The organism is Arthrobacter sp. SLBN-122 (assembly GCF_006715165.1).
Classification (GTDB): domain Bacteria; phylum Actinomycetota; class Actinomycetes; order Actinomycetales; family Micrococcaceae; genus Arthrobacter.
This window is the reverse complement of record NZ_VFMS01000001.1, coordinates 1055678-1074923: the sequence shown is the minus strand read 5'-3', so window position 1 is coordinate 1074923 and position 19246 is coordinate 1055678. Positions and strand designations below refer to the sequence as shown.

At 64.9% G+C, this 19246-nt stretch carries 19 protein-coding genes; 16 read left to right on the top strand and 3 right to left on the bottom strand.

From position 1 onward, the window contains the following. Window positions 1-7: 7 nt before the first annotated feature. From FBY36_RS05110 to FBY36_RS05090, 5 genes are read left to right on the top strand one after another with little or no spacing between them, the layout of a single operon-like run. Window positions 8-1537: an extracellular solute-binding protein gene (locus FBY36_RS05110; RefSeq protein ID WP_142117622.1), complete on the top strand. Its 1530-nt coding sequence runs from the start codon at window positions 8-10 to the stop codon at window positions 1535-1537. After that, complete coding sequence (locus FBY36_RS05105; RefSeq protein ID WP_142117621.1) at window positions 1538-2512, top strand: ABC transporter permease; 975 nt, start codon at window positions 1538-1540, stop codon at window positions 2510-2512. It begins immediately after the preceding gene. Continuing rightward, complete coding sequence (locus tag FBY36_RS05100) at window positions 2512-3384, top strand: carbohydrate ABC transporter permease (protein WP_142117620.1); 873 nt, start codon at window positions 2512-2514, stop codon at window positions 3382-3384. The genes FBY36_RS05105 and FBY36_RS05100 overlap by 1 nt, the downstream gene beginning before the upstream one ends. Window positions 3385-3386: 2 nt before the next feature. After that, window positions 3387-4112 (top strand): rhamnogalacturonan acetylesterase, encoded by a 726-nt coding sequence (locus tag FBY36_RS05095; RefSeq protein WP_142117619.1) that lies wholly within the window; start codon window positions 3387-3389, stop codon window positions 4110-4112. Continuing rightward, entirely contained in the window at window positions 4113-4784 is a 672-nt protein-coding gene (locus FBY36_RS05090; protein WP_142117618.1) for a DUF1961 family protein, read from the top strand. It begins immediately after the preceding gene. Window positions 4785-4871: 87 nt separating this feature from the next. Here the strand turns inward: FBY36_RS05090 and FBY36_RS05085 are convergent, their stop codons facing one another. After that, on the bottom strand, window positions 4872-5435 hold the full coding sequence (locus FBY36_RS05085; RefSeq protein WP_142117617.1) for an ABC transporter substrate-binding protein: 564 nt from the start codon (window positions 5433-5435) through the stop codon (window positions 4872-4874). A gap of 318 nt (window positions 5436-5753) precedes the next feature. On the opposite strand from FBY36_RS05085, the gene FBY36_RS05080 reads away from it, so the two are divergent. Next, window positions 5754-6131 carry a DUF7793 family protein gene (locus FBY36_RS05080; RefSeq protein ID WP_142117616.1) on the top strand — a complete coding sequence of 126 codons (378 nt, stop codon included), beginning with the start codon at window positions 5754-5756 and terminating at the stop codon, window positions 6129-6131. 14 nt (window positions 6132-6145) lie between these two features. Here FBY36_RS05080 and FBY36_RS05075 read toward each other — a convergent pair whose 3' ends face one another. Further along, complete coding sequence (locus FBY36_RS05075; RefSeq protein WP_142117615.1) at window positions 6146-7168, bottom strand: LacI family DNA-binding transcriptional regulator; 1023 nt, start codon at window positions 7166-7168, stop codon at window positions 6146-6148. Window positions 7169-7319: 151 nt separating this feature from the next. On the opposite strand from FBY36_RS05075, the gene FBY36_RS05070 reads away from it, so the two are divergent. The 10 genes from FBY36_RS05070 (at window position 7320) to FBY36_RS05025 (ending at window position 18328) form a co-directional block, all read left to right on the top strand. Further along, a complete protein-coding gene (locus FBY36_RS05070; RefSeq protein ID WP_142117614.1) occupies window positions 7320-7664 on the top strand; it encodes an L-rhamnose mutarotase in 345 nt (114 codons plus the stop codon). Between the two features lie 88 nt (window positions 7665-7752). Further along, on the top strand, window positions 7753-8919 hold the full coding sequence (rhaI, locus tag FBY36_RS05065) for an L-rhamnose isomerase (protein WP_142117613.1): 1167 nt from the start codon (window positions 7753-7755) through the stop codon (window positions 8917-8919). A gap of 6 nt (window positions 8920-8925) precedes the next feature. Beyond that, window positions 8926-10962 carry a bifunctional aldolase/short-chain dehydrogenase gene (locus tag FBY36_RS05060; RefSeq protein WP_142117612.1) on the top strand — a complete coding sequence of 679 codons (2037 nt, stop codon included), beginning with the start codon at window positions 8926-8928 and terminating at the stop codon, window positions 10960-10962. After that, window positions 10959-12419, top strand: a complete 1461-nt coding sequence (locus FBY36_RS05055) for a rhamnulokinase (RefSeq protein ID WP_142117611.1) — start codon at window positions 10959-10961, stop codon at window positions 12417-12419. Before FBY36_RS05060 ends, FBY36_RS05055 begins: the two co-directional genes overlap by 4 nt. 54 nt (window positions 12420-12473) lie before the next feature. Continuing rightward, window positions 12474-13493: an acetylxylan esterase gene (locus tag FBY36_RS05050; RefSeq protein WP_142117610.1), complete on the top strand. Its 1020-nt coding sequence runs from the start codon at window positions 12474-12476 to the stop codon at window positions 13491-13493. A gap of 48 nt (window positions 13494-13541) precedes the next feature. Further along, window positions 13542-14867 carry a glycoside-pentoside-hexuronide (GPH):cation symporter gene (locus FBY36_RS05045; protein ID WP_142117609.1) on the top strand — a complete coding sequence of 442 codons (1326 nt, stop codon included), beginning with the start codon at window positions 13542-13544 and terminating at the stop codon, window positions 14865-14867. Between the two features lie 235 nt (window positions 14868-15102). Continuing rightward, on the top strand, window positions 15103-16224 hold the full coding sequence (locus FBY36_RS05040; RefSeq protein ID WP_142117608.1) for a 3-deoxy-7-phosphoheptulonate synthase: 1122 nt from the start codon (window positions 15103-15105) through the stop codon (window positions 16222-16224). A 154-nt stretch (window positions 16225-16378) separates the two neighbouring features. Next, window positions 16379-16591 carry a helix-turn-helix domain-containing protein gene (locus tag FBY36_RS05035; RefSeq protein ID WP_043452394.1) on the top strand — a complete coding sequence of 71 codons (213 nt, stop codon included), beginning with the start codon at window positions 16379-16381 and terminating at the stop codon, window positions 16589-16591. A gap of 151 nt (window positions 16592-16742) precedes the next feature. Beyond that, window positions 16743-16841: a 30S ribosomal protein bS22 gene (locus FBY36_RS05030; RefSeq protein ID WP_003792170.1), complete on the top strand. Its 99-nt coding sequence runs from the start codon at window positions 16743-16745 to the stop codon at window positions 16839-16841. Window positions 16842-17257: 416 nt separating this feature from the next. Next, window positions 17258-18328 (top strand): IS110 family transposase, encoded by a 1071-nt coding sequence (locus FBY36_RS05025; protein ID WP_142117607.1) that lies wholly within the window; start codon window positions 17258-17260, stop codon window positions 18326-18328. Between the two features lie 29 nt (window positions 18329-18357). On the opposite strand, the gene FBY36_RS05020 is transcribed toward FBY36_RS05025, so the two are convergent. Beyond that, window positions 18358-19176: an HAD family hydrolase gene (locus tag FBY36_RS05020; protein ID WP_142117606.1), complete on the bottom strand. Its 819-nt coding sequence runs from the start codon at window positions 19174-19176 to the stop codon at window positions 18358-18360. Window positions 19177-19246 lie beyond the last annotated feature (70 nt).

The window sequence follows — 19246 nt, the reverse complement described above, 5'->3', positions numbered from 1 at the left end:
GAAAAATATGATCCGCAGAAAACTGTCCCTGGCCGCCGCCGTCGTCACCGCCACGGCCCTGACCCTCACCGCCTGCAGCGGGGGTGACACCCCGGCCGCGGACCTCACCTCCGTGTCCATCATGGCCCCGTTCCTCGAAGCACAGCCGCCCGCCGCGGACGGCGCCGTCCAGAAGAAGCTGGAAGAACTCACCGGCAAGCAGGTCAAGATCAACTGGGCCCCCAATGCGTCCTACGAGGACAAGACCAACATCACGCTGGCGGGTTCAGACATCCCGCAGGTCATGGTGATCCAGGGCAAAACTCCCGGATTCGTGAAGAACGCGCAGGCCGGTGCCTTCTGGGACCTGACCGACAAGCTGGACAAGTATCCCAACCTCAAGACAACCTTCCCGGACATCCAGAAGAACGCCAGCGTCAACGGCAAGGTCTATGGTGTGTTCCGCGGCCGCGCCCCCATGCGTGCAGCCGTGATGTTCCGGCAGGACTGGCTGGACAAGCTGGGGCTCCAGCCGCCCAAGACCACCGAAGACCTGTACAAGGTGGCCAAGGCCTTCACCGAACAGGACCCTGACGGCAACGGCCAGAACGACACCTGGGGCATCACCATTCCCAAATGGGGTGCGTTGGGCACCAACAGCCCCTACGACCTGATCGAGGAGTGGTACGGCGCCGGCAACCGCTGGACCGAGAAGGACGGGAAGCTGATCCCCAGCTTCGAAACCGACGAATTCCTCGAAGCGGACCGGTTCATCAAGAAGATGGTGGACGAAAAACTCATCAACCCGGACTTCGCCACGTTTGACAGCACCAAATGGAATGAGCCGTTCTTCAACGGCAAGGGCGGCATCATTGTCGACGTCGATTCCCGGGTGAGCGTCCTCATCAACCTGTTCAAGCAGGCGGACCCCAACAACTTCCAGAACAAGGTGGGCTTCGTGGGCAACCTCGAGGGACCCGACGGCGAACTGCACGCCCACCCCACCGACGGCTACTCCGGCTTCCTGGCCATTCCCAAGGCCAGCGTCAAGACCGACGCTGAGCTGGACAAGGTCCTGCAGTTCCTGAACACCATGAACGGCAAGGACGTGGCCATCCTGCTGAACAACGGCATCGAGGGCGTGAACTTCACAGTGGAGAACGGCAAAGCGGCCACCATCAAGCCGGAGACCGCCGAAGGCAAGGCCGTCACCACGGACATCAAGAGCTACGCCCAGCTGGGCATGAACGTTGCCGGCAACGAGTTCTACCCGGTGAAGCAGCCCTCCGACTACGAGCAGCAGGTCTTCGACAAGCGCACCGAAGTGATGGCCGCGGACCTCAAGAGCGCCGTGTACAATCCGGCGGCACCCTACGTCTCCGAAACGTACGTGGCCAAGGGCGCGCAGCTGGACAACATCGTTGCCGATGCCCGCATCAAGTACCTGGCGGGCCAGATTGACGAGCAGGGCCTCAAGGACGCCATCAAGCTGTGGGGCACCAGTGGCGGCAACAAGGTCAAGGAAGAGATCAACAAGCTCTGGCAGGACAGCAAGTAAATGGCAGCCCCTGTCATTGACACCCTCGCCGGGGAGCGGGTGGGGAAGAAGCCGCCCGCTCCCCGGACCGGGGGCAGGTTCTCCGTCCATTTCGCCCACTACAAGTGGCTGTACCTGCTGCTCCTGCCGGGCGTGGTGTACTTCGCGGTGTTCCGCTACGCCCCCATGTACGGGGTGTCCATCGCGTTCAAGGATTACGTCCCGTTCCTTGGCGTGAACGGCAGCCCCTGGGTGGGGTTCCGTAACTTCGAGGACTTTTTCGCCAACCCGGACTTCCCCCGGCTGCTGGGCAATACCCTGATCCTGGCCTTCCTGAACCTGGGGGTGGCCTTCCCGCTGACCATCGTCCTGGCGCTGCTGCTGAACGAGGTCCGGTTGTCCATCCTCAAGCGCACGGTCCAGACGCTGGTGTACATTCCGCATTTCCTGTCCTGGACCATCGTGGCGTCCCTGAGCTTTCTGCTGTTCGCCCTGGACATCGGCCCGCTGTTCCAGCTGCTCAACACCGTCATGGGCACCAACATCGATTTCCTGTCCGACCCTGCCTGGTTCCGGCCGCTGATTGTGCTGCAGGAGATCTGGAAGAACACGGGCTGGGGAACCATCATCTTCCTGGCCGCGCTGTCCACCGTGGACCAGGACCAGTATGAGGCGGCGATCATTGACGGCGCCGGCCGGTTCCGCAGGGTCTGGCACATCACCCTTCCGGCGATCCGGTCCACGATCATCGTGATGCTGATCCTTGCCATCGGGCAGATGCTCAACACCGGCTTCGAACAGATCTACCTGATGACCAACGCCCTCAACCGGGAAGTGGCGGACGTCTTTGACACCTACGTCTACTTCGTGGGCATCACCCAGGGTGCCTACAGCTACTCCACCGCGGTGGGCCTGTTCAAGTCCCTGGTGGGCATTGTGCTGATCTTCGGCACCAACTGGCTGGCCAAGCGATTCAACCAGAGCGGACTGTTCTAATGAAGATCCACAACACCCGCGGCGGCCGGGTCTTCGACGCCGTCAACTATGCCTTCCTGTCCCTGATCGGCATCATCACGCTGCTGCCGTTCGTCTACGTGATCGCCGGGTCCTTCGCCACTGAAGCGGAAATCACGCGCCGGGCCTTCTTCGTCTGGCCGGAACAGTTCACCCTGGGCTCCTACGAATACATTTTTGCCACACCGGCATTCGTCCGGGCCCTGGTGACCACCATCCTGGTCACCGCGGTGGGCACCCTGGTCCAGTTGGCCTTCACAGTGACCATGGCCTACCCGCTGGCTAAGAAGACCCTGCGGGGCAGGAACGTCATCCTGTCCCTGGTGGTTTTCGCCATGGTGTTCTCCGGCGGCATGATCCCCACCTTCCTGCTGGTCAAGGACCTGGGCCTGCTCAACTCCTACTGGGCGCTGATCCTGCCCGCGGCCATCAACCCGTTCAGCCTGATCATCATCAAGAACTTCTTCCAGGAACTCCCCGCGGAGCTTGAGGAATCGGCCAAGATGGACGGTGCCACGGAGATCGGGATCCTCTGGCGGATCCTGCTCCCGCTGTCCAAGCCCGTCCTGGCCACGTTCGCCCTGTTCTACGCCGTGGGCATCTGGAACGACTTCATGTCACCCCTGCTCTATCTCAGTGACAACTCCAAATGGACCCTCCAGATGTACCTCCGCCAGGTCACCGCTGCCTCCGACCTGCTGGGCACCGGCAACGTGGACCCCAATTACATCCCGCCGGAACAGGGCATCAAGTTCGCCGTGATCGTGGTGGCCACCCTGCCCATCCTCATCTTCTATCCGTTCCTGCAGAAGCACTTCGCCAAGGGCATGCTCATCGGCTCGGTGAAAGGCTGAGCATGAAAATTCTGCTGGCCGGAGACTCCACCGTGGCCAACTGCCCCACGCAGGAGTTCCCTATGAGCGGCTGGGGCGCACACCTCGCCCCGCTCACCTACCGGTGGGGCGCTGTGCACAACTTCGCCAAGGGCGGGGCAAGTACCGAATCCTTCCGCCATGAGGGGTTGTGGGCGGACCTGATCGCCCAGGCAGGCCCGGCCGATGTGGTGCTGGTCCAGTTCGGCCACAACGACCAGAAAAAGCACCATCTCGCTGCCCGCACCGGGTACGCGGCGAACCTGCGCACCATGGTGGCGGAGGTGCGTGCTGCCGGCGCCGCGCCGGTGCTGTGCACCTCCGTGGAGCGGCGGCACTTCCTGGCCGGCAGGCACCCAAGCCACCTCCCGGCGTCGGACGCTCTGCTGGAAGAAAGCCTGGAGGACTATCCGGAGGTGGTCCGCGAACTCGGCCGGGACTTGGCGGTCCCTGTGATGGACCTGAACGACTGGACCCGGAACCTGTACGTCCGCCTGGGGCGGGACAAGTCCCGGGAGCTCTTTTGCCACTTCGCCCCCGGGGAACACGCACATTGGCCTGAGGGCCTGGCCGACGACACTCATTTCTCCCAGCATGGCGCCGCACTGGTTGCCGGTGAGGTGGCCAGGCAGCTTGGCGCCCTGGGGTACGGCGGCTCCAGCGCAGGGCCCGGGACCAGAGAGTTAAGTACGACGGCGGGACGCGGCTAGGTGGGCACAACAGGCCTGGAGACGGGGACCCTTTACAGCAACCCGCTGGCAGGCCCTGATGACGTGGTCGGATGGGTGGCCGAAGGACCGGTAAGGATGGGAAGCCACGAAGGAGCCCTGGAACTTTCCGGCGCACTGGATGACCAGGAATTCGGCGACCACGCACACTGGACGTTCTGGTGCCCGGTGGAGTTCCCGGACGGCATCCGCATCAGCTGGGACTTCCTGCCGCTCGCGGAGCCGGGCCTGGCCATGCTGTTTTTTGCATCCGCGGGGCACGGCGGGCTGGACCTTTTCAGCCCGGCCCTCGCACCGCGGACGGGCTACTATCCCCAGTACCACTCGGGCGACATTGACGCTCTGCACGTATCCTATTTCCGGCACAAGTACCCATCAGAGCGTGCCTTCCGGACCTGCAACCTGCGCAAGAGTGCGGGCTTCGAGCTCGTGGCGCAGGGCGCGGACCCGTTGCCGCCCACTGAGGACGCGGCCGGCTTCTACCGGCTGGAAGTGGTGAAGGACGGGGCCCGGGTGGCATTTTCCATCAACGGGCTGCTCCTCTTTGACTGGCAGGATCCCTCGGGGAAGGTGCTGGCCGGCGGCCGGATCGGCTTCCGCCACATGGCGCCGCTCCGGGCTGCCTACCGGAACCTGGTGGTGGAGCGGCTCTAGGGGTAGAACCTTCAGAGGAGCAAAAGCGGGCGGCCTTGAAGGGCCGCCCGCTCTTGTCAATACTCGGTTGTTGAAGCGCTGGGGAAACTACAGTCCCAGGACGCGGTTGAGCAGGTTGGCCAGGCCACTCAGGCCGTTTCCGCCATCCAGGAGGCCGGTGATGGCGCACAGGAGGTTGCCCACCAGATTGCCCGCTCCGGTCTGGGCGGTGATATCCAGGACCACCTGCTTCAAGTCGACCTTGAGGCCCAAAAGGTCCAGATGCAGGGGACCGAGAACCAGGTTCAGGACATCGCAGCCAGCCCCGCCGCCGCCGGCCATGGTGGTGGGTGCAGCAGCAGCGGTTGTGGTGACTGTCTGGTCGACGGAATGAGTAGCCCCGGCAAGGTCGGTGAAGGTGCCCTGCAGCAAACCGGTGACCATGAGCTGGCCGTCCTTAGTGCTGAAGTTGGACGGTGTGAACGAGCCGGCGAAGCTGCCTACGCCGTCGATGGTCTGGTTGATGGTCCCCGTCACGTTGGCAACCTGTGACGACTGGGAGGCGGCAGAAGGAGCCGCGGGTGCCGCGGCCGTCGCCGGGCCTGCCATGCCAAAGAGCATGGCGCCGGAGAGGGCAAGGGCGGTTACTGAAGCTGAGACCTTGGTACGCATTTTCGGTAAATCCTTTCAGCGCCGGGTTGCGGCGCACTGAATCCTCCGAGGCTCCGCCCCCATGGAGAACCCCGGCGGAACTGTTTATTTCAAATGCAGTTTTCACTTTCATATGCAGCCCTCGCGGGCCGCGACACGTGGCCTTGAGCTGGTGATCCAGGCCACGGGCACGTCGACCAACCTAATAGTAAGCATGCTGACTAGTCAAGCCGGCCTTGGGGTACGCCTGGTTGTGGGGGAGCGGCGTGCGCCCCGGACTGGCCATGCTGGGGCAAGATGGAGGGGTTCAGGAACTGCCCACTGGAGGGAGGCGGGGTCATGGAGCCCATAACGGTCGACGGCGGCAAGGGCACGGTGGAATTGCGTGCAGACGGCGTCATTCACCTTATTTGGGAACCCAGCGTCCGGATAGAAGTCGAAGATGCGCAGGCCGCGATGGCGACAGTCAACCGGATAGCCGGCGACGACAGCTATCCCATGCTGGTGGACATGGCCACTACTGAGAATGTGAGCATCCAGGCGCGTTCCGTGTTCTCCATCCCCTGTGCGGCCAACCGCATCGCACTGCTGGGCTCAAGCCCGGTGGACCGGATCATCGCGAACTTCTTCCTGGGCGTCCACATTCCGCCCTGCCCTACCCGCTTCTTCACCTCCCGCGCCGAGTCCATGAAGTGGCTGCAGCAGGCAGGGAAATAACCCTGCCGGAAGGGTCAGCCGGCAGGGGGTGTGGCCGTGCTCTGCCGGACTACCAGCTCCGGTGTGAACACCACTGAGCGGTGGGTGGGGTTCTGGGACTCCACTTCCTCGGACAGCAGCTCGATGGCCGTCCGGCCCAGCAGTGCGGTGGGCTGGCGGATGGAGGACAGGGGAACCACGGCCGACACTGCAAAATCGATGTCGTCATATCCGATCAGGGCCACGTCCTCGGGGATCCGGAATGTGTGGGTCATGGTGAGCGACTGCATGACGCCCAGGGCCAGGAGGTCGTTGGCGCAAAAAATTCCGTCCGGCAACCCGGCCCGGCCCCGCTCCACCAGCATGTCACCCACACTGCGGCCCGCCAGGACCGTCTGCCCCTCCGCGTCCAGCACCTCGAGGGCGGCGTCCGGCTCTTCCTCCACGGCGCGCCGGGCCCCCTGGAGACGGTCCGCCACTTGCCGGATGGAGGTGGAGCCGCCAACAAAGGCGAGCCGGCGGCGCCCGGTGTCCAGCAGGTGCCGGGCGGCCAGGTACCCCCCGGCGTCGTCATCCACCGCCACGGAACTGAATTTGGACTCGTCAGCCAGTCGGTCCACCAGCACCGTGGGCACTCCGCGCTCGCGGAGGAGGTCCAGCCGGTCCGTGATGTCACCAACCGGCGAAATCAGCAGGCCCTGGACGCGCTGCTCCTGGAAGAGGTCGATGTAGTTGGCCTCCCGGCTGGCATTGTGGCCGCTGTCGCCCAGCAGGACGGCGCTGCCCTGCAGTGCCGCGGCGTCCTCGGCGGCGCGGACCACGGAGGTGAAGAAGGGGTTGCCGACGTCCAGGACAATGAGCCCGATGGTGCGGCTGTGGCCCACCCGAAGTTGCCGGGCGGCGTCATTGCGCACAAAGCCCAGTTCATCGATGGCGCGCAGCACCCGTTCCTTAGTCCGATCCGAGACCCGGTCCGGATAGTTCAGGACGTTGGATACGGTTCCCACGGCCACGCTTGCGTGGTTGGCCACGTCCTTGATACTGGCTGTGCGGTTCATCGATTCTCCGTGCTCATATGCCCGCTGCCGTAGGTTCCACGCGGGAGATCAAAAGTTTTTTGTTATTGCTTGACACCTGCTCAAGTCCAAGAGTACTTTGAATCGTACCAATGAAACGATTCAAAACATTTCGAAATTGAAGGGATTCCCGATGAGGGTGTGTTTCCGTTCCTCCATCCAGCCGGCGCTGATCGACGAATACCGCCGCCGGCATGCAGCGGTGTGGCCGGAAATGCTGCACGCCCTCGAGGAGGCAGGCTGGCACAACTACTCCCTCTTCCTTGCCGGGGACGGGCTCCTGGTGGGCTACGTGGAGTGCGACGACTTCGATGCCGTCCGTGCCCGCATGGCCCTCACGGACGTCAACGCCCGCTGGCAGGCGGAGATGGCAACCCTCTTTGAAGACTCCGGCCAGGCGCCCGACGAAGGGTTCCAGGTCCTGGAAGAAGTCTTCAACCTCGACAGCCAATTGGCAGCACAGTCCTCCGCGGGCTGATATAGCCAGACACGACCGGCACGGCTCCAGCAGCGGGGCAACCACCACAACGCATCAGACTGATCATCAAACACCGGAAAGAACCATCATGAATGACGTAGCAACGGCGCTGGGCAGGCTCGGGGAGCTTGCCATCGAGGTCCCCTCGTGGGCCTATGGAAATTCAGGCACCCGGTTCAAGGTGTTTGGCACACCCGGGACGCCGCGGACCGTGCAGGAAAAGCTGGCGGACGCCGCCAAGGTCCACGAACTGACCGGACTGGCCCCTACCGTGGCCCTGCATATTCCGTGGGACAAGGTGGACGACTACGCCGCACTGAAGGAGTACGCGGCCGGCCTGGGCGTGGGCCTGGGCACCATCAACTCCAACACCTTCCAGGATGACGAGTACAAGTTTGGCTCACTGACGTCCTCGAACGAGGCCGTGCGCCGCCGCGCCATCGACCACCACCTGGACTGCATTGACATCATGCATGCGACCGGCTCGAAGGACTTGAAGATCTGGCTGGCGGACGGCACCAATTACCCGGGCCAGGATGACATGCGCGGCCGCCAGGACCGCCTGGCCGAGTCCCTGCGGGAGATCTATGCCGCCCTGGGCGACGAACAGCGCCTGGTGCTCGAATACAAGTTCTTCGAGCCGGCTTTCTACCACACCGATGTTCCGGACTGGGGCACCTCCTACGCCCAGACCCTCGCGCTGGGCGAGAAGGCGTTCGTCTGCCTGGACACCGGCCACCACGCCCCGGGCACCAACATCGAGTTCATCGTGATGCAGCTGCTGCGCCTGGGCAAGTTGGGTTCCTTCGATTTCAACTCGCGCTTCTACGCCGACGACGACCTCATTGTGGGTGCGGCCGACCCGTTCCAGCTCTTCCGCATTATGCACGAGGTCATCCGCGGCGGCGGCTTCGGCAAGGATTCCGGCGTGGCCCTCATGCTGGACCAGTGCCACAACCTGGAAGAGAAGATCCCGGGCCAGATCCGCTCCGTCCTGAACGTCCAGGAAATGACCGCCCGGGCTTTGCTGGTGGACACCGCAGCCTTGGGCGAGGCCCAGCGCGCCGGGGATGTCCTGGCAGCCAACGGCATCTTCAACGATGCCTTCTACACCGACGTCCGGCCCATCCTGGCCGAGTGGCGTGAATCCCGCGGCCTGCCCGCGGACCCGCTGGCCGCCTTCAAGGCCAGCGGTTACCAGAAGAAGATCAACGAGGACCGCGTGGGCGGCCAGCAAGCCGGATGGGGCGCCTGATTAGTTATGACCAACAAGACTGTTGAAGACCTGATTTCCCGTTCCAACCGCCTGGGTGCGGACAAGCGGAACACCAACTTCGCCGGCGGCAACACCTCCGCCAAGGGCACGGAAAAGGACCCTGTCACAGGTGAGGACGTTCAGCTGCTCTGGGTCAAGGGTTCCGGCGGGGACCTGGGCACGCTGAAGGCAGAGAACCTGGCGGTGCTGCGCCTGGACCGCCTGAACGCGCTGAAGAACGTCTACCCGGGCGTTGAACGTGAAGACGAGATGGTGGCCGCGTTCGATTACTGCCTGCACGGCAAGGGTGGCGCAGCCCCCTCGATCGACACGGCCATGCACGGCCTGGTGGACGCCGCGCACGTGGACCACCTGCACCCGGACTCCGGCATCGCCATTGCCACCGCTGAGGACGGCGAAGCGCTGACCACCAAGATCTTCGGCAACAAGGTGGTCTGGGTTCCCTGGCGCCGCCCCGGCTTCCAGCTGGGATTGGACATCGCCGCGATCAAGGAGGCGAACCCGCAGGCCATCGGCACTATCCTGGGCGGACACGGCATCACCGCCTGGGGTGCCACCAGTGAAGAAGCCGAGCAGAATTCGCTGTGGATCATTGAGCAGGCCGAGAAGTACATTGCGGACAACGGCAAGGCCGAGCCCTTCGGTTCCAGGCTGCCGGGCTACGCCGCACTGCCGGAGACCGAGCGCCGTGCCAAGGCCGCAGCCCTGGCACCCGTGATCCGCGGCCTGGCCTCCGCGGACAAGCCGCAGCTGGGGCACTTCAGCGATGACGCCGTCGTCCTGGACTTCCTCGAAGCTGCCGAGCACCCGCGCCTGGGCGCCCTGGGCACCTCCTGCCCGGACCACTTCCTGCGCACCAAGGTCAAGCCGCTGATCCTGGACCTGCCTGCTGACGCGTCGGTCGAGGACTCGATCGCACGGCTGCACGAGCTGCACGCGGACTACCGCGAGGACTACCAGGCCTACTACGACCGCCATGCAGACCAGGACAGCCCGGCCCTCCGCGGCGCGGACCCGGCCATCGTGCTGGTGCCCGGCGTGGGCATGTTCTCCTTCGGCGCCAACAAGCAGACCGCCCGCGTTGCGGGCGAGTTCTACATCAACGCCATCAACGTGATGCGCGGCGCCGAGGCCATCTCCACCTATGCCCCGATCGAGGAATCCGAGAAGTTCCGGATCGAGTACTGGGCGCTGGAGGAAGCCAAGCTGGCCCGGATGCCCAAGCCCAAGTCCCATGCCACCCGCATCGCCCTGGTCACCGGCGCGGCCTCCGGCATCGGCAAGGCCATCGCCACCCGCCTCGCCGCGGAAGGCGCCTGCGTGGTCATCGCGGACCTGAACCTCGAGAACGCGGAAAAGGTCGCCGAGGAGCTGGGCGGCCCGGACGTCGCCATCGGCATCCAGGCCGACGTGACGGACGAGGCCCAGGTTGCCGCCGCGATCGACGCCGCCGTGCTGGCGTTCGGCGGCGTGGACCTGGTGGTCAACAACGCCGGCCTCTCCATCTCCAAGCCGCTGCTGGAAACCACCGGGAAGGACTGGGACCTGCAGCACAACGTCATGGCCAAGGGCTCCTTCCTGGTGGCCAAGGCCGCGGCGAAGGTGATGATCGCGCAGGGCCTGGGCGGGGACATCATCTACATCTCCTCCAAGAACTCCGTGTTCGCCGGCCCCAACAACATCGCCTACTCCGCCACCAAGGCGGACCAGGCCCACCAGGTCCGCCTGCTCGCCGCGGAATTGGGCGAGCACGGCATCCGCGTCAACGGCATCAACCCCGACGGCGTGGTCCGCGGTTCCGGCATCTTCGCCGGCGGTTGGGGCGCCAAGCGCGCCGCCGTGTACGGCGTGGACGAGGAGAAACTGGGCGAGTACTACGCCCAGCGCACCCTGCTCAAGCGCGAAGTCCTGCCCGAGCATGTGGCCAACGCCGCCGCCGTCCTCACCAGCAACGAACTGTCCCACACCACCGGCCTGCACATCCCCGTGGACGCCGGAGTGGCCGCAGCCTTCCTGCGATGAGCACAGTTCCTGCCCCCGGCGTGTTTGCCGCCGTCGACATTGGTGCCTCCTCCGGGCGCGTGATGCTGGGCCGCGTATCCGGGGCCGGGGTGTCGCTGGAGACAGTGCACCGCTTCCCCAACGGCGTGGTGGAGCTCGACGGCGGCCTCCGCTGGGACTTCGACGCCCTGTTCGCGGAGGTCCTGGCCGGCCTCCGCGCTGCGGCCACAGTGGCGGCCGTGCAGGGTGAGACGATCGCCAGCATCGGCATTGACACCTGGGCAGTGGATTATGGCCTGGTGGATGCATCGGGGAAGCTGGTGGCACAGCCATACAGCTACCGCGACGACCGCAGCAGGGCAGCCGTTGCCCCTGTCCACAAAAAACTGGAACCAGAGCGCCTGTACCAGACCACGGGGCTGCAGTTCCTCCAGTTCAACACCATCTACCAGCTGGCCACCGAACGTCACCTGGACGGGCTGAAGGCGTTGCTGATCCCGGACCTGATCGCGTTCCTGCTGACCGGGGTGCGCCGGACCGAGGCCACCAACGCCTCCACCACAGGACTGTTCGACGCCGTGGCGGGTGAGTGGGCCACCGAGTTCTTTAGGGCGCTGGGGCTGCGGAAGGACCTGTTCCCGCCCTTGATCCAGCCCGGGGAAGCCTACGGACACCTCCTGCCGGAGATCGCCGCAGCCGTGGGCCTGCCCCGTGAAACCACAGTGGTGGCGGTGGGCTCGCACGACACTGCCTCCGCCGTCGTGGCCGTTCCCGCCCGGGATGACGCATTCGCCTACATCTCCTCCGGCACCTGGTCGCTGGTGGGGCTCGAACTGCAGCATCCGGTCCTGACGGAAGCAAGCAGGGAAGCCAACTTCACCAATGAACGGGGCGTGGACGGCACTATCCGCTACCTGCGCAATGTGGGCGGACTGTGGCTCCTGAGCGAATGCCAGCGGACCTGGGCCAGTGAGGGTTTCCAACCCGACCTGGCCGCACTGCTCGCCGCCGCGGCGGCATTGCCTGCGGGCGGTCCCCAGGTCAATGCCGACGATCCCTACTTCATCGCCCCGGGCAATATGCCCGAGCGCATCCGGGCGGCGGTACGGCGTACAGGTGACGTCCTGCCCAACGATCCCGCAGCCATCACCCGCTGCATCATGGACAGCCTCGCCGCCGCATACGCCAAAACCATCACGGCAGCAGAACGCCTGGCGGACTGCGAGGTGGACGTGGTGCACGTGGTGGGCGGCGGCTCGCAGAACACCCTGCTCTGCCAGCTCACCGCCAATGCCACCGGGCGCCCCGTCGTGGCCGGTCCCGTCGAAGCCACCGCCCTGGGCAACGTGCTCATCCAGGCCCGCGCCGCCGGTGCTGCCACCGGCGGGCTGCCGGACCTGCGCGGAATCATGGCCGCCGGAACCAGCCTTTGCCGGTACGAACCCCTCATCACCGCGCACCAGGGGTACGTGCGCTAGAAATAGAGGAACTCCCCGTGAGGCCTACGAACAACTGAAAGCCGAAGGACAACGATGCCCCTCTTCGACCTGCCCCTTGACCAGCTTCGCAGCTACACCTCGGCCGTCACTCCGCCCGAGGACATGGCCGCATTCTGGGATGCCACCCTTGCGGAGGCGCGTGCCTTCCCGCTGGACGCGCACTTTGAGCCGGTGGAGAACTACCTCACCGTGATCGACACCTTTGATGTCACCTTCTCCGGCTTCGGCGGCGCACCGGTTAAAGGCTGGCTGCATCTTCCGGCCCACCGGGACGCCGGCGCGCGGCTTCCGGTGGTGGTGAACTACATCGGCTATTCCGGCGGCCGCGGCCTGGTCAACCAGGACACACGCTGGGCGCAGGCCGGGTACGCGCATTTCATCATGGACACGCGCGGCCAGGGGTACGGCGGCACGCTGGGGCACACGGCGGACCCCCACCCCTCTGCCGGCGATGTTGCCCACGCCGGCCTGATGACCCGGGGCATCGCCAGCCGGGAGGACTATTACTACCGCCGGGTCTATGTGGATGCCTTCCGCGCGGTGGAGGCCGCCCAGGCCCACCCCGACGTGGATTCGTCCAAGGTGGTGCTGGCCGGAGTCAGCCAGGGCGGCGGGCTGGTGGTGGCCACGGCAGGGCTTACCGCAGGAAGGCTCGACGGCGTCATCGCCGCGCTGCCCGACGTCCCCTTCCTCCAGGACTTCCCCCGCGCCATTGACATCACCCCGCGCGGGCCCTACCCGGAAATCGCCCAGTTCCTGGCACGGCACAGGGACAGCTACGAGTCCACGCTTGCCGTCCTCGCCTACTTCGACGGTGTGAACCTGGCGCGCTCCGCCACCGCACCCGCACTGTACTCAGCGGCGCTGATGGACGACATCTGCCCGGCGTCCACCGTCTTCGCCAGCTTCAACGCCTACGGCTCCGGCATGTCCGCTTCCTCCGCAGGCGGGGCGGAGAAGGAGATCGAGGTGTACCGGTTCAACAACCACGAAGGCGGCCAGGAGCACCACTGGATCCGGCAGCTGGTGTTTCTCCGCAAGCTTTTGGGGTAGATTCCCTACGGGATGAGAAAACGTTTTCTCGTTCCGTGACGAGGAGAAATGAAGCGACTGAACAGGGCCGCCATTTGGGGCTATGGCGCGGGCGACGCGGCGAACAGCATGATCATCAGTACCGCCAACATGTTCCTGCTGGTTTACTACACCGATGTTGCCGGCATTGGCGCCGCCGCTGCCGGCACGCTCCTGGTGGTGGCGCGGGTGTTCAACGCCTTCACGGACATTGCCGCAGGCCGGATCGTGGACCGTTTCCACAGCCCCCGCTGGGGAAAGTTCCGGCCCTTCCTGGTCTTCGGCTTTGTTCCACTGGTGCTCGGGATTGCCGTGTTCCATGTGCCGGACGTCGAACCAGCGCTGAAACTCCTGTATGCCTACTGCACGTACGGTCTGGTCTGCCTTGCCTACAGCCTGGTGAACGTTCCCTACGGCTGCCTGGTGGGGGCCATGACCCAGGACCCCCGGGAACGGGCCAGGCTGGCCGGCGCCCGGACCATCGGCGGGTTGTCCACGGGGGCTGCGCTCGGGTTCTTCGTGGCCCCGCTCCTGGGCAGGGGCGGGGACATCCAGCAGATCTTCACCGTGCTGACGCTGGCCTTCGCGGTGATTGGTTCCGCGCTCTACGTATTCACGGGGATCGCATGCCGGGAACAGGTGGCCGGCAGCGTCCCGAGGATCAGTTGGCGCCAGACCGTGGAGGCGCTCAAGGTCAACTCGCCCCTGGTGGTCCTGTGCCTCAGCTCCGTGCTGTTGGTGACGGGCAACTCCGCCACCGTGGCCGCCCAGTTCTACTACCTGCGTGACGTCCTTGGCCGGGTGGATCTCTTTCCGTTACTGGCGGCAACGCAGGTGGTAATCACCCTGGCCCTGGCCGTCGTGATGCCGCGCCCGGTGGCCCGGTGGGGCAAGAAGGCTGTCTTCACCGTGGGCTGCCTGCTGGGCACCGCAGGCGGGATGGTGGTTTTCCTGGCGCCCGCGGGAGTGCCCTGGCCGGCAGTGGCCGGAATGGTCGTGGCGCAGTTGTCCGCCGCAACGGTCAGCATCCTCACCTGGGCCCTGATCGCGGACACGGTGGAATACGGCGAATGGAAGACGGGTGTCAGGGTCCAGGGCATCAACTATGCGCTCCTGGCGGCAACCCGGAAACTGGGCATGGGCTTCGGCGGCGGGCTGGTGGCCTTCGCGTTGGCGTGGGGCGGGTATTCCTCGTCCCTGGCGGAGCAGGCCGCCCCGGCGGTCATGGCCATCCGGGCCGCCGCCGGACTGCTGCCCGCCGTCCTGGTGCTGGCAGCGGTCGGCATCATGTACTGGTACCGCCTGACTGACCGGAAGCACGCAGAACTGGTGGCCGGACTCCAAAGCCGGCGGTAACGGAATGTGACGGACACTGATTTTGCGCCCGCGGCGGCCTGGGCTTATGGTCTTTTCCATGACTAACCGTTGGTATGCGTATTTTTCGTTGGCTCTGGAGGGGCCCGCGTCTAACTGACACGCATCCAGCATTCCTTCAGAGCCAACAGGGCAGAGATCATTCTCTGCCCTTCGCCGTTTCTCCGGCGGGTTCTGAAATCCGGGCCCGCTTCCCATCTGGAACAGGACCCCGAACATGAGCACCGCAACAGCCGCAGCAACCGCCAGCGACACCACGTCCACCTCCAACCTGCGCGTCAGCGAATTCACTCCGCTGCCCGCTCCGTCCGACCTCCTCGCGGAACTGCCCCTGGACGCCCGGGCGGCCGCCGTCGTCGAACGCGGACGCGACGAAGTGCGCGCCATCATGGACGGCGTGGATGACCGCCTGCTGGTCATCGTTGGCCCTTGCTCCATCCACGACCCCAAAGCCGGCCTGGAATACGCCCGGCGGCTGGTCAGCCAGGCGGAGAAGCACCGGGAAGACCTGCTGATCGTGATGCGGACCTACTTCGAAAAACCGCGCACCACCGTAGGCTGGAAGGGCCTGATCAACGATCCGCGGCTTGACGGCAGCCACGACATGGTCACGGGCCTCCGGACCGCCCGGCAGTTCCTGCAGCAGGTCACCGCGCTGGGCCTGCCCACCGCCACCGAATTCCTGGAACCCATCAGCCCGCAGTACATGGCGGACCTGATCTCCTGGGGTGCCATCGGCGCCCGCACCACGGAAAGCCAGATCCATCGCCAGCTCGCGTCCGGGCTCTCCATGCCCATCGGCTTCAAGAACGGGACCGACGGCGGCCTTCAGGTGGCCATCGACGCCTGCGGTGCCGCGGCGGCTGCCCAGGCCTTCCTGGGGATCGACGGCGACGGCCGGGCGGCGCTGGTGGCAACGGCCGGCAACCCGGACGCCCACGTGATCCTGCGCGGCGGCCGCAAGGGGCCCAACTACTCAGCGGCCGACGTCGAACGCGCCTCTACTGAACTGGCAGGCAAGGGACTGAATCCCCGCCTGATCGTTGATGCAAGCCATGCCAACAGCGGCAAGAGCCACCACCGGCAGGCCGAGGTTGCCTTGGAAATCGGAGCCCAGCTGGAGGAAGGCGGTGCCGCGGCGCGGGCCGTGGCCGGGGTGATGCTGGAAAGCTTCCTGGTGGGCGGCGCGCAGAACCTGGATGTTGCGGATCATGCAGCCGGGCGGTTGGAGCTGGTCTACGGGCAAAGCGTCACGGATGCCTGCATGGACTGGGAGGTTTCCGCGTCCGTTCTTGAACAGCTGGCGGCATCGGCACGGAAGCGGAGGCAGTCAAATTAGGGGGTGAAATAGGGGAAGCACTACTTTCACATCTGCCACAGGAACATCTAGAGTATCTTTTTAGGTGGTTGGTGGATGGCTCAGCATCGGAACACCGCATTGGCACGTACCTGGGGTCACTGTTGTCCATCCGTCAGCAAAGGAAAATAGGGAAATGTCGGCAGAACAGAACTTCTCCAACGCGAAGTTCCTGACCGTGGCTGAAGTAGCCGAGGTCATGCGAGTCTCCAAAATGACTGTTTACCGCCTGGTCCACTCCGGCGAAATGCCGGCAGTGCGCTTCGGCCGCTCCTACCGGGTCCCCGAAAACGCCGTCGAACAGTACCTCAAGGGTGCTGTGGTGGACGGCCACACCGAGACCGCCTGAGGCGGCCTGTCCTGAGCCGCTCCCGATAGGCGGTACCCTGTTAAGGAACGTTTTACGTCATTGTAAGAATCTGTCAGTTGTTCAGTTCGTAGCTCTGTCCACGGACATTCTCCATCAGACAGGTACTGCATCTAGTTTGTAAGGAACTTTCGTGGGTTCAGTTATTAAGAAGCGTCGCAAGCGTATGGCCAAGAAGAAGCACCGCAAGCTGCTTCGCAAGACCCGTCACCAGCGCCGTAACAAGAAGTAGACATACTTCGAACAGCGTGGAAATGCCCGTCGCCTTCCAAGGCGGCGGGCATTTCTGTGTCCCCCGCCCAACCAGGTAGCAGTAAGTGTCGTTCTGAGGGCCCAAAACGACTGTGAGGATTGGGGTGGCTGGTCCGGGACTGGCTGGCAGAGTAGGTGTTGGCCGTTCCGCCCTGTGGTCGTGACTCACAAAACGATTGGCCCCCTTGTGGGTGCCTTTCAATGACTTGTCCGTCCGCTGGGGTGGACGGCCGGCACCTGCCCGGCCCACCTCGGTGACTTGATCAGAAGGTTGCCCGGCCCCTCTAAGGGGGCGTGGCTCGTCACAGTGCTGTTCCGAAGTGACCTCTACCCGGACTGGTACCGGCCGAACGCGGCCTGACCCTATCCGGTCTAGAGGAAGATGCCAGAACCGCTATGTCTATCGTTACGCATTCGCACCCGTTTGTCGTCGGCGTCGATACCCACGCCAAAAACCATGTCTACGCGATCATCACCACCACAACCGGGGAACTGCTTCAAACCCGGGACTTCCCGACCACCAGCGCCGGGATCAACCGCGCCCTGGCCTGGGTGGCACGTCACATCGGAGCTGACCTGGCCACCTTGTGGGTGATCGAGGGAGCCGCGTCCTATGGTGCCCTCCTCGCCGGAGCTGTAGGCGCCGCCGGCTACGACGTCGCCGAAGCACCGAGGATGGATGCCCGGTCCCATCACGGGGTTGGCAAATCCGACCTGTTGGATGCCCACCGGATCGCCGCGGCCGTCCTGCCGTTGGAAACGGATCAGTTGCGCAGGCCACGACTGAACGAAGGTATCCGGGCCGCCTTGCGGGTCCTGGTCACCGCGCGGGAGTCGATGACGACCGAGCGCACCCGGGCCGTGAACGCCCTAACAGCGCTGGCCCGGGTCAACGACCTTGGCCTTGACGCCCGCAAACCCCTCACGGGAACCCAGATCCGTGAAGTCTGCCGCTGGCGCGCCCGTGAAGAACCACTGGCACTGTCGATCGCCCGCTCAGAAGCAGTCCGGCTCGCCAAGCGGATCGGCGAGCTCGACGCGGAGATCAAAACCAACAACGACCGGATCACCGAACTGGTGGAAGTGAGCGAAGCCGCACCTTTGCTCCAGGAAACCGGCTTCGGCCCCGTCACCGCCGCCATCTGCCTCACCGCCTGGTCACACCACGGCCGGGTCCGGTCCGAAGCCGCCTTCGCCTCGCTAGCCGGGGCCAGCCCGATCCCAGCCTCCTCCGGGAACACCGTCCGGCACAGACTCAACCGCGGCGGTGACCGAACCCTGAACAGGGCACTGCACATGGTCGCCCTCAGCAGAATGACGTTCGACACCGAGACCAGCAACTACGTCACCAAACGACAAACCGAAGGACGCACCAAAAGGGAAATCCGCCGCTGCGTGAAACGCTACCTCGCCCGACGTATCTACCGCACCCTCAACGCCGCCACACCCAGCGCCTCCCAGGCTTGACGAACCATAGAAGGGTCACTTAGGGCTACCTAGATGCGGGGGCCGCGGATGCGGGCGAAGCCCTTCCAAAGGCCGTAAACGGCTCCGCCGAAGGTGGCCGCCTTGAGCCCAAAGGTGGCGGCGCGCCTGCCGGCCCGGAAATCGTAAACCGGCCAGTTGTGGTCGCGCGCGTGGCGGCGCAGCTTGGCGTCCGGGTTGATGGCCACCGGGTGGCCCACCAGCGAAAGCAGCGGAACGTCGTTGTAGGAATCGCTGTAGGCCCAGCAGCGCTTCAGGTCCAGGCCTTCCGCGTCCGCGATGGCCTGGACGGCCACGGCCTTGGCCGAGCCGTGCAGGATGTCTCCCACCAGCCTGCCCGTGTACATGCCGTCCGATACCTCGCCCACGGTTCCCAGGGCTCCGGTCAGTCCCAGCCGGGTGGAGATCACAGTGGCCACTTCGATGGGGGTGGCCGTCACCAGCCAGACGCGGCGGCCTACCCTCAGGTGCTGCTCGGCCAGGGCCTTGGCGCCCGGCCAGATCCGCGACGCAATCATTTCGTCGTAAACTTCTTCACCCAGCGCCTTGATGTCGTCCACGCTGATGCCCACTGCCAGGTTCAGGGCGGAGTCGCGGACGGCGTGGACGTCATCCATGTTTTCGCCGCGGGCCACAAACTTGAACTGTTGCCAGGCCATACCAGCCGCCTGCCTCAGGGTGAAGGCTCCGCGCTGGTGCATCTTCCGCGCCACATGGAAGAGGCTGGCGCCACGCATCAAGGTATTGTCCACATCGAAAAACGCCGCCTCGCCCGGCTGCGGCGCAGCAACCGGCCGCGTGACTACGGCGACGTATTTCTCCTCGGGCATGGACTCGAGTCTAGTCAATCCACTGGCCGGCCGCCGTCGGCGTCACCGGCACGCCACGAACGGCGATACC

Bases quoted from the DNA above. Each gene is read 5' to 3' on its own strand.
- FBY36_RS05045 (WP_142117609.1), top strand. From the start codon at position 13,542: ATGAAGCGACTGAACAGGGCCGCCATTTGGGGCTATGGCGCGGGCGAC.
- FBY36_RS05035 (WP_043452394.1), top strand. From the start codon at position 16,379: ATGTCGGCAGAACAGAACTTCTCCAACGCGAAGTTCCTGACCGTGGCT.
- FBY36_RS05100 (WP_142117620.1), top strand. From the start codon at position 2,512: ATGAAGATCCACAACACCCGCGGCGGCCGGGTCTTCGACGCCGTCAAC.
- FBY36_RS05080 (WP_142117616.1), top strand. From the start codon at position 5,754: ATGGAGCCCATAACGGTCGACGGCGGCAAGGGCACGGTGGAATTGCGT.
- rhaI (WP_142117613.1), top strand. From the start codon at position 7,753: ATGAATGACGTAGCAACGGCGCTGGGCAGGCTCGGGGAGCTTGCCATC.
- FBY36_RS05055 (WP_142117611.1), top strand. From the start codon at position 10,959: ATGAGCACAGTTCCTGCCCCCGGCGTGTTTGCCGCCGTCGACATTGGT.
- FBY36_RS05025 (WP_142117607.1), top strand. From the start codon at position 17,258: ATGTCTATCGTTACGCATTCGCACCCGTTTGTCGTCGGCGTCGATACC.
- FBY36_RS05095 (WP_142117619.1), top strand. From the start codon at position 3,387: ATGAAAATTCTGCTGGCCGGAGACTCCACCGTGGCCAACTGCCCCACG.
- FBY36_RS05105 (WP_142117621.1), top strand. From the start codon at position 1,538: ATGGCAGCCCCTGTCATTGACACCCTCGCCGGGGAGCGGGTGGGGAAG.
- FBY36_RS05060 (WP_142117612.1), top strand. From the start codon at position 8,926: ATGACCAACAAGACTGTTGAAGACCTGATTTCCCGTTCCAACCGCCTG.
- FBY36_RS05085 (WP_142117617.1), bottom strand. From the start codon at position 5,435: ATGCGTACCAAGGTCTCAGCTTCAGTAACCGCCCTTGCCCTCTCCGGC.
- FBY36_RS05040 (WP_142117608.1), top strand. From the start codon at position 15,103: ATGAGCACCGCAACAGCCGCAGCAACCGCCAGCGACACCACGTCCACC.
- FBY36_RS05110 (WP_142117622.1), top strand. From the start codon at position 8: ATGATCCGCAGAAAACTGTCCCTGGCCGCCGCCGTCGTCACCGCCACG.
- FBY36_RS05070 (WP_142117614.1), top strand. From the start codon at position 7,320: ATGAGGGTGTGTTTCCGTTCCTCCATCCAGCCGGCGCTGATCGACGAA.
- FBY36_RS05075 (WP_142117615.1), bottom strand. From the start codon at position 7,168: ATGAACCGCACAGCCAGTATCAAGGACGTGGCCAACCACGCAAGCGTG.
- FBY36_RS05020 (WP_142117606.1), bottom strand. From the start codon at position 19,176: ATGCCCGAGGAGAAATACGTCGCCGTAGTCACGCGGCCGGTTGCTGCG.
- FBY36_RS05050 (WP_142117610.1), top strand. From the start codon at position 12,474: ATGCCCCTCTTCGACCTGCCCCTTGACCAGCTTCGCAGCTACACCTCG.